6 protein-coding genes are annotated in these 7,249 nt (G+C 65.2%); 1 reads left to right on the top strand and 5 read right to left on the bottom strand.

Going from position 1 to position 7,249, the window contains the following annotated elements; all coding sequences use genetic code 11:
• Positions 1-158 precede the first annotated feature (158 nt).
• The 4 genes from ACTHNR_RS01615 to ACTHNR_RS01600 all read right to left on the bottom strand — a co-directional run bounded on the left by ACTHNR_RS01615 (position 159) and on the right by ACTHNR_RS01600 (position 4,118).
• Entirely contained in the window at positions 159-1,019 is an 861-nt protein-coding gene (locus ACTHNR_RS01615) for an ABC transporter permease (protein WP_440545662.1), read from the bottom strand.
• A 33-nt stretch (positions 1,020-1,052) separates the two neighbouring features.
• Positions 1,053-1,850 (bottom strand): ABC transporter ATP-binding protein, encoded by a 798-nt coding sequence (locus ACTHNR_RS01610; RefSeq protein WP_440545661.1) that lies wholly within the window; start codon positions 1,848-1,850, stop codon positions 1,053-1,055.
• A 137-nt stretch (positions 1,851-1,987) separates the two neighbouring features.
• Entirely contained in the window at positions 1,988-3,001 is a 1,014-nt protein-coding gene (locus ACTHNR_RS01605) for an ABC transporter substrate-binding protein (protein WP_440545659.1), read from the bottom strand.
• Positions 3,002-3,158: 157 nt separating this feature from the next.
• Positions 3,159-4,118 carry a helix-turn-helix transcriptional regulator gene (locus tag ACTHNR_RS01600; RefSeq protein ID WP_440545658.1) on the bottom strand — a complete coding sequence of 320 codons (960 nt, stop codon included), beginning with the start codon at positions 4,116-4,118 and terminating at the stop codon, positions 3,159-3,161.
• A 113-nt stretch (positions 4,119-4,231) separates the two neighbouring features.
• Here ACTHNR_RS01600 and ACTHNR_RS01595 point away from each other — a divergent pair, with 113 nt between their 5' ends.
• The gene (locus ACTHNR_RS01595) at positions 4,232-5,545 is read left to right on the top strand and encodes an APC family permease (RefSeq protein ID WP_440545657.1); all 1,314 of its coding nucleotides are present in this window, start codon (positions 4,232-4,234) and stop codon (positions 5,543-5,545) included.
• Positions 5,546-5,612: 67 nt separating this feature from the next.
• Here ACTHNR_RS01595 and ACTHNR_RS01590 read toward each other — a convergent pair whose 3' ends face one another.
• Complete coding sequence (locus tag ACTHNR_RS01590; RefSeq protein WP_440545656.1) at positions 5,613-7,016, bottom strand: alkaline phosphatase family protein; 1,404 nt, start codon at positions 7,014-7,016, stop codon at positions 5,613-5,615.
• Between the last annotated feature and the right edge of the window lie 233 nt (positions 7,017-7,249).

The following is a 7,249-nucleotide window of genomic DNA, read 5'->3' as shown; positions in this document are numbered from 1 at the left end:
GCGTAAAACCCCCCACCCCCCCCAGGGGGGGCCCCAAACTTTCCACACCGCACCCCCCCTGGGTCGTGTTGGTGGGCCGCGGCCGGCGTCCCCCCCGGGGGGGGCCCCCGCGGCACGAGCCGGCGAATCAAACGCGCCGTGACGGCGCGATACGACGTTTAGAACGCGGCAGGCCTCCATTTCAGCAAACGCTTTTCCAGCCGGGTCAGCAGAAAGTCGGTGGCCAACGCGACCACGGCCAGCACGATCATCGCCGCGAATACCCCGCTTGCGTTGAACGCGCCTTGCGCCGTCGAAATCAACAGGCCGATACCTTGCTTCGAACCGAGGAACTCGCCGACGACCGCGCCGACCAATGCAAAGCCGAAACTGACGTGCAGGCTTGCCAAGATCCAAGAGAGCGCCGACGGAATGACGACGGCCGTCGTCAGTTGCCGCTTGGACGCGCCGAGAATCTGCGCATTCGCGATCATATAACGGTCGGCTTCGCGCACGCCTTGAAAGGCGTTGCCGAAGACGACGAAGAACACCATGACGACCGCGAGCGCCACCTTGGACGCCATGCCCAGGCCCAACGCGATGACGAACACCGAACCGAGCACGACGCGTGGGATCGAGTTCGCGATCTGGATGTAGAGGCTAAATACATCCGACAGCAGCTTGTTGCGCCCGAGCACGACGCCGCAGATCACGCCGGCCACGGAGCCGATCGCGAAACCGATCATCGTCTCCTCCAGCGTGACCCACACTTGCACGAGCAGCGGCCCTTGCGAGGTGCCGTTCACGAACCAGTCGACGATCTGATCGAAGATCAGCGAAGGCATGGAGAAGAAGAACGGATCGATCCACTTCATGCGTCCGGCGATTTCCCAGCCGCCTAGCCACACCGCCAGCACGAGCAAGCGCAGGCCGATGATCAATGCGCGGCGCTGGCGCATGCGGCGTTGCGCCGCTTTTTCCACTTCGGCGAGCGACGCTTCGGCCAAGCTCGCGTTAGGTTGTTCGAAGGTTGTAGCCATGGTAGCCATCTCAATTCTGTCCGGTGTTCTGGGTCAAGCAATCTGCACTTCTTCGCGCAGGTCGTGCCAAATATCGCGCGACAGTTCGATGAAGCGCGGCTCATAGCGGATTTCGGAGGTGATGCGCGGGCGCGGCAGGTCGATTTCGTAGACCTTTTTCAGCGTGGCGGGGCGCGCGGTCAGCACGAAGACGCGGTCGGCCAGCGCGATCGCCTCTTCCAAATCGTGGGTGACGAACACCACCGAGCCCTTGTTCGCCGACCACAGCTGCAGCAGTTCGTCTTGCATCAACGTACGGGTCTGCATGTCGAGCGCCGAGAACGGTTCGTCCATCAACAGAATTTCGGGCTTGTTGATGAACGTCTGCGCGAGCGCAACGCGTTTGCGCATGCCGCCCGAGAGCTGATGCGGGTAGTGCTTGCCGAATTTCTCGAGGCCGACCCGGCGCAGCCAGTCCTTGGCCTCGTCGTACGCCGCCGCTTTCGAGCGGCCGCGAAACAGCGGGCCCGCCGCCACGTTGTCGAGCACCGAGCGCCAGGGGAAAACGGCGTCGGCCTGAAACACGAAACCGATGCGCGGGTCGATGCCCGTAACGGGATTGCCCATGACGCGCACGCTGCCGGTGGTCGGCTTGAGCAGACCCGTGATCATGCTGAGCGTGGTCGACTTGCCGCAGCCGGTCGGGCCGACGATGGCAATGAATTCGCCCTTGGCGACCGACATGCTGAAATCGCGCAGCGCGATCGTCGCTTTGCCGTCCGGCGAAATGAAGCGGCACGACACCGAGTCGAATTCGATGACGGGCACGTCCTGGGAAGCAGCGTGGTTCATTCTCAAGCATCCAAGCGATTGGGGGGCGCCAAACCGCGGCGCCGGGGGTGCGACAAAGGTACGACAGGGGTACGGCATGCGATCGGCGCGGGCCGCGCGGCGCTAAGCCAGGCTGCGTGGCCGGCGCTCGATCGCGCTTACTTCGCGGTCACGAACTCGTTCGTGTACGTCCTCGACAGGTCGACGTGCTTGCCCTTGACCGACGGGTTGAAGCCCGACAACACCTTGAGCACCGTCTCCGGCCCGTCGGCCGGCATCTTGCCGTCGGCCGTGTACATGGGCAGCGACGCCTTCAGCGCGGCGACGTAAAGCGCCTTGTCCTTCTGATAATCGGCCGGCATCTTGGCCGCGATTTCCTCGGCGCTGTGCGTGTGGATGAACTGCATCGTGCGCACGAACGCATGCGCGAGCTTCGCCGCCTCGGCCTTGTGCGAGTCGACCCAAGCCGATTGCACGTACAAGCTCGACGCCGGATACGTTCCGCCCAGGGCGGCCTTCGTGCCTTCGACCGAGCGCATATCGACGAGCACCTTGGCGTCGCCGGTTTGCAGCAGCTTCGAGACGGTCGGCTCGGTCGTCATGCCCGCGTCGATCCGCTGCTGCTTGATGGCCGCGATGAAGCTCGCGTCGGCGCCGACGGGCAACATCGTGTATTGCGACGATGCGATACCGTGCTGGCTCGCCAGGAACTGCGTGAGAAAGCTCGTCGACGAACCGAGGCCCGTCACGCCGAGCGTCTTGCCTTTCACATCGGCCATCGACTTGAGCGTGTCGGCGGCCTTCGTCGACACCATCTCGACTTCGCCGGGGACCTGCCCGAATACGACGATCGCCTTGACTTCCTTGCCCTTCGTCTGCAGATCGATGGAATGGTCGTAGAAGCCGACCACGGCCTGCACGGCGCCCGCGAGCAGCTCGTTTTCGGCATCGACGCCGGCCGGCTGCGACAGCAGTTCGACGTCGAGACCTTCATCCTTGAAATAGCCCAGCTGCTCGGTCAGCTTCGCCGGCAGATAGATGAGCTTGGTGATGCCTCCGACCATGATCGTGATCTTGCCGCTGTCGGCGGCCATCGCGCCATGCGAAGCCATACCGAACAGCAAAGCGGAAGCGAGAGCGAAAGTGCGGATTTTCCGCGACGTCGGTTGCATGCGACTGTCTCCTCGTTTATATCGGCACGACTGCGTGCCGGGTTGCATCGATGGTGCGATTCTAGGCGGGGCAATCCTTCCCGAACCTTTCACCATACCTGGGTGGATATGCGGGATTACCATGATGCGCCGCGATAACGTCACGATGACGTGGCGCCTATGCGGCGGCGTTCAGCGAAGCGATCTGGGCCGCGAGCGCGCGCAGCGCGTCGCGCAAGGCGGGCGGCTCGAGCACGCGCACGCGCGCGCCGAGGCGCAGCAAATGGCGCGCCGCTTGGCCTGTTTCCTCGACCGGCAATGTCACGCGGCACCAGCCTGCTTCGTCGGGCAGCGTGCAGACCGCGGCATCGGCCGCCGCCGCGCCCAACGCTTGCAGATCGGGAATCGCATCGCGCTTGACGAGCAGCGTCGCCTTTTCTTTGAGCAGGCTGCGTTCGAAGCGCACCACCATGGCCGACCAGCATTGTTGCAGGTCGAAGCCGGTGGGCCGCTCGAACGTCTCGTCGAGCGTGACGAGATGCTCGATGCTCGACGCCTTATAGACGCTGATCCGTTTGCGGGCCCGGGCGACGAGATACCAGTTTCCAGCCTTCAGCACGAGGCCGAGCGGTGCGCAGCGGTGCAACCGCTCGCTGTTCCAGCTTCGATACCGCATCGCGATCCGCTTTTGCTCCCAAACGGCATTGGCGAGCTGCGGCAACAGCGGCGCCGGTTCGGCGCGGCGGTACCAATCGACGGGATCGACGTGCAGCCGCGAACCAATGCGCGACGCGCCGGCCGCCGCGGCCGGCAGCGCTGCCACGAGCTTGAGCTGCGCCGAGCGCAGCGGTTCGCCGAGCCCGAGCGCATCGGCAGCGCCCGGGAGCCCGGCGATCGGCAGCGTCTCCGCCTCGGCGCGGGTCATGCCCGTCAGATCGGTTCGATACCCGTCGAGCAACGCAAATCCGCCCCCGGGCCCGCGATCCGCATAGACAGGCACGCCCGCGGCGCTCAATTGATCGACATCCCGGTACACGGTGCGCACCGACACCTCGAATTCATCCGCTAACGCCCGCGCGGTGATGCGTCCTCGCGCCTGCAACATCAACAACATCGAAACGAGCCGGCTCGTTCGCATCGTGCGCTCCCGAATTCATGACATCGGATGTCAAGTATTGTGGATTATAAAGGTCATAAATCGCCACCCATGCGCGAGAACGAGAAGAAGACCTACGAGGATTCGGACACGAGATGAGTACATCGACGAGCAGCAGCGCGCAGCACCACGGCCCATCGCACGGCCGTCTCACCGTTCTTCAAGGAGCAGCCCTTTACGTCGGGGCCGTACTCGGCACGGGCGTTATCGCATTACCGGCGCTGGCCGCCAAAATCGCCGGGCCAGCCTCGCTGCTGGCGTGGCTCGCGCTCGTCATCCTGTCCGCGCCGCTCGCGGCCACGTTCGCCGCATTGGGGGCTAGGTATCCCGATGCCGGCGGCGTCGCGACCTATGCGCGCAAGGCGTACGGCGCGCGCGCTTCGGCGATCGTCGGCTGGTGCTTCTATTTCGCCGTGCCCGCGGGCGCGCCGGCCGGGGCGATGTTCGCCGGCGCCTACGTGGCCGCCGCGCTGGGCGGCGGCGAACAAACCGTCTTCTTGACGAGCGCCGCCCTGCTCGTCATCGTCACCGCCGCCAATTCGCTCGGCGTCACCGTGTCGGGACGCATGCAGGTCGTGCTGTCGACGCTGCTCGTCGCATTGCTGCTGACGGCCGTCGCGGCCTCGGCCCCGCATGCGAATGCGAACAACCTGCGTCCGTTCGCGCCGAACGGCTGGTTCGCCGTCGTGCCCGCCGCCGCGTTGCTGGTTTGGAGTTTCGCGGGCTGGGAGGCCATCACCCACTTGGCCGGGGAATTTCGACGCCCCGCGCGAGACCTGCCGCTCGCCTCGGCTATCGCCGTCGTCGTGGTGGGCGCGCTCTACCTTGCCGTGGCGCTCGCGAGCGTACTGGTGCTCGGGCCCTCGGCCGGCGACGCCACGGCGCCGCTCGCGGAGCTGCTTGTCATTGGCGTCGGCGGCAACATCCGCGTGCTCGCCGCCGCCGCGGCACTGCTGCTCACCCTCGGCACCATGAACGCCTACTTCGCGGGAGCGGCCAAGCTCGGGGCCGCATTGGGCCGCGACGGCGCACTGCCGGCTTGGCTCGCGGCCGGCACCCTCGCCGGCGACGTTCCGCGCCGCTCGCTGGCCGTCGTCTCGGGCCTGTCGGCACTGTGCATGTGCGCGATCGCTTTCGCCGGCGTGGGCCCGAAGCCGCTCGTGTTGATGACGACCGGATCGTTCGTCACGGTCTACGCGCTGGGCTGCGCCGCCGCGCTGCGCTTGCTGCCGCGCGGCACGGCCGCCTATCGGTGCGCGCAGTGCGCGCTCGTTTGCGTGGTCGCGCTGTGCTTGGCGACGGGGTGGTTCTTGCTCTGGCCGCTCGTCATGAGCGGCTGCGCCCTGCTCTACCTGCGACTCGATCGCCGCCGCTCGAATCGCGCCGCCGTGCAGTGCGACATGTCTTGACTCGGGGCAGCGGCCTCGGGGCAGCGGCCTCGGGGCAGCGGCGGGCACCTCTCGCGCTTCGCTTCACTTAGGCCCCGCCGGCCCCGATCGGACCTGGCCATCCTAGTGCCCGGAACGCGGCCGCGCTGCCGCCCACTTTTCGGTTCGTCGCGGGCGCGACGGCGGCAAGCGCATGCGGGCACGCATGGATGTCCGCCGCCTTGCGCGGCGTCGACAACGTCAGGAGCGAGGAAAAATCGTTTGCCAGCCTAAAGCGCGGCGTATCGAGCAATGGGGCGTTGCCGGACGGAACGATTCGCGCGAGCGTCTTGGCGATCGAAGCATGGTCGTAGAACGTATGATCGATCGTTGCTTGCTTGATATAAGGCGAAACGACGACGGCCGGCACACGAAACCCAAAGCGATCGAAACGAAAGCCGCGCTTGCTCAATCCCGTCGGCGCCACGGGCGCGAGCGTGGGCATGCCCGCCACATGCGCCGGGTCGGGAATCACGTGATCGAAAAACCCGCCGTGTTCGTCGAAGACGATGAGCAACACGCTTTGCTCCCAATACGGCGACGCGAGAATGGCGTTGTACACGCGTTCGACGAGGGCCTCGCCCAAACGCACGTCGCCGCACGGATGCATCGACTCGCCGTTTTCGAAATTACCGATCGGATCGTAGTGGGGCTCGATGAAGACGAAATTCGCATCGAGCTTGCCGCTCGCCAGCGCGGAAAAAAAATCCTCGTGCCCGACGAAGCGCGTGGGATGGGCATCCACACCCTTGAGAGCCCATGCTTGCGGGATATCGCCGTGCGCAACGAGCCATTGCTCGGGCGCCAGCCTCGTCAACAGAGAATCGTCGCGGCCGTTCCCGTACTTAGCGCCATCGAACAAACTGGCTTCGATTGAACCGAGTTCGCTCGGCGAATGATCCAGCCCCCACGAGGTGCCGGCCAACGCAAAAAAGCGATTCGGCCAAGTGGGCCCCGGCACCGACGAGAACCACCGATCGCAGACGGCAAATTGCTGGGCGAGAAAATTGAGCACCGGCAGTTGATCGGGCGTGAAGCAGCGCAATGCCGACGCCACGTCGTACCCGTGCGCTTCCATATCGCGCGCGAAGCCCAAGTCGTTGGCGCTCGCGGCGCACGCCGGATAGAGACCGTTCGTCAGCCCCGCCGAATCGTCGCGCACGCAGGTGGCGAACGCGCGGCTTTCGCTCGGCGGCGTCAACTGCACGAGCGCATCGCTGAACTCGTGGCCCGGATCGAACGAAAGCCGAAACGGCGCGCCCTGGGCCACCGCATACCCCGCGCCTTTCGCACCCGTATTCGAAAACGGCGGCTTGCCGAGCAGACCGTCGGCTTGTGTGGGCATACCGTCGGGCGTCCAGCCGCGCAGATCCGACCAGCCGAACACGTTGTCGTAGGAACGGTTTTCCAACATCAAAACGAACAGCTTCTTGACATTCAGGACTGCCGACATTTTCGCGCTCCAATGTGCGGGCGACCGGTGTCGCCGCTTCGCTAAAACGAGTCACAGCCTTTGAAGCCGAGTCGCCCAAGAAATTCAGTGCGCGATCGACGCAAGATCGGGCAATTATGAACCGGCGCCCTTTGAAAGGCCACCCCATAACCGTATGTCTCGCCCTCGTCAAGCTGGGGCGAGCGCGCCTCAAGGTTTTGACCGCGCCGCCGATAAAGAGGCAGGCTCACATT

It is taken from the genome of Trinickia sp., from assembly GCF_051954495.1.
Lineage (GTDB): Bacteria > Pseudomonadota > Gammaproteobacteria > Burkholderiales > Burkholderiaceae > Trinickia.
Note: the sequence above shows the minus strand (reverse complement) of the source record. Positions and strands in the feature narration are given on the sequence as shown.

Excerpts from the sequence above, each read along its gene's own strand:
- ACTHNR_RS01605 (WP_440545659.1), bottom strand. The coding sequence starts at position 3,001 with ATGCAACCGACGTCGCGGAAAATCCGCACTTTCGCTCTCGCTTCCGCT.
- ACTHNR_RS01615 (WP_440545662.1), bottom strand. The coding sequence starts at position 1,019 with ATGGCTACAACCTTCGAACAACCTAACGCGAGCTTGGCCGAAGCGTCG.
- ACTHNR_RS01600 (WP_440545658.1), bottom strand. The coding sequence starts at position 4,118 with ATGCGAACGAGCCGGCTCGTTTCGATGTTGTTGATGTTGCAGGCGCGA.
- ACTHNR_RS01595 (WP_440545657.1), top strand. The coding sequence starts at position 4,232 with ATGAGTACATCGACGAGCAGCAGCGCGCAGCACCACGGCCCATCGCAC.
- ACTHNR_RS01610 (WP_440545661.1), bottom strand. The coding sequence starts at position 1,850 with ATGAACCACGCTGCTTCCCAGGACGTGCCCGTCATCGAATTCGACTCG.
- ACTHNR_RS01590 (WP_440545656.1), bottom strand. The coding sequence starts at position 7,016 with ATGTCGGCAGTCCTGAATGTCAAGAAGCTGTTCGTTTTGATGTTGGAA.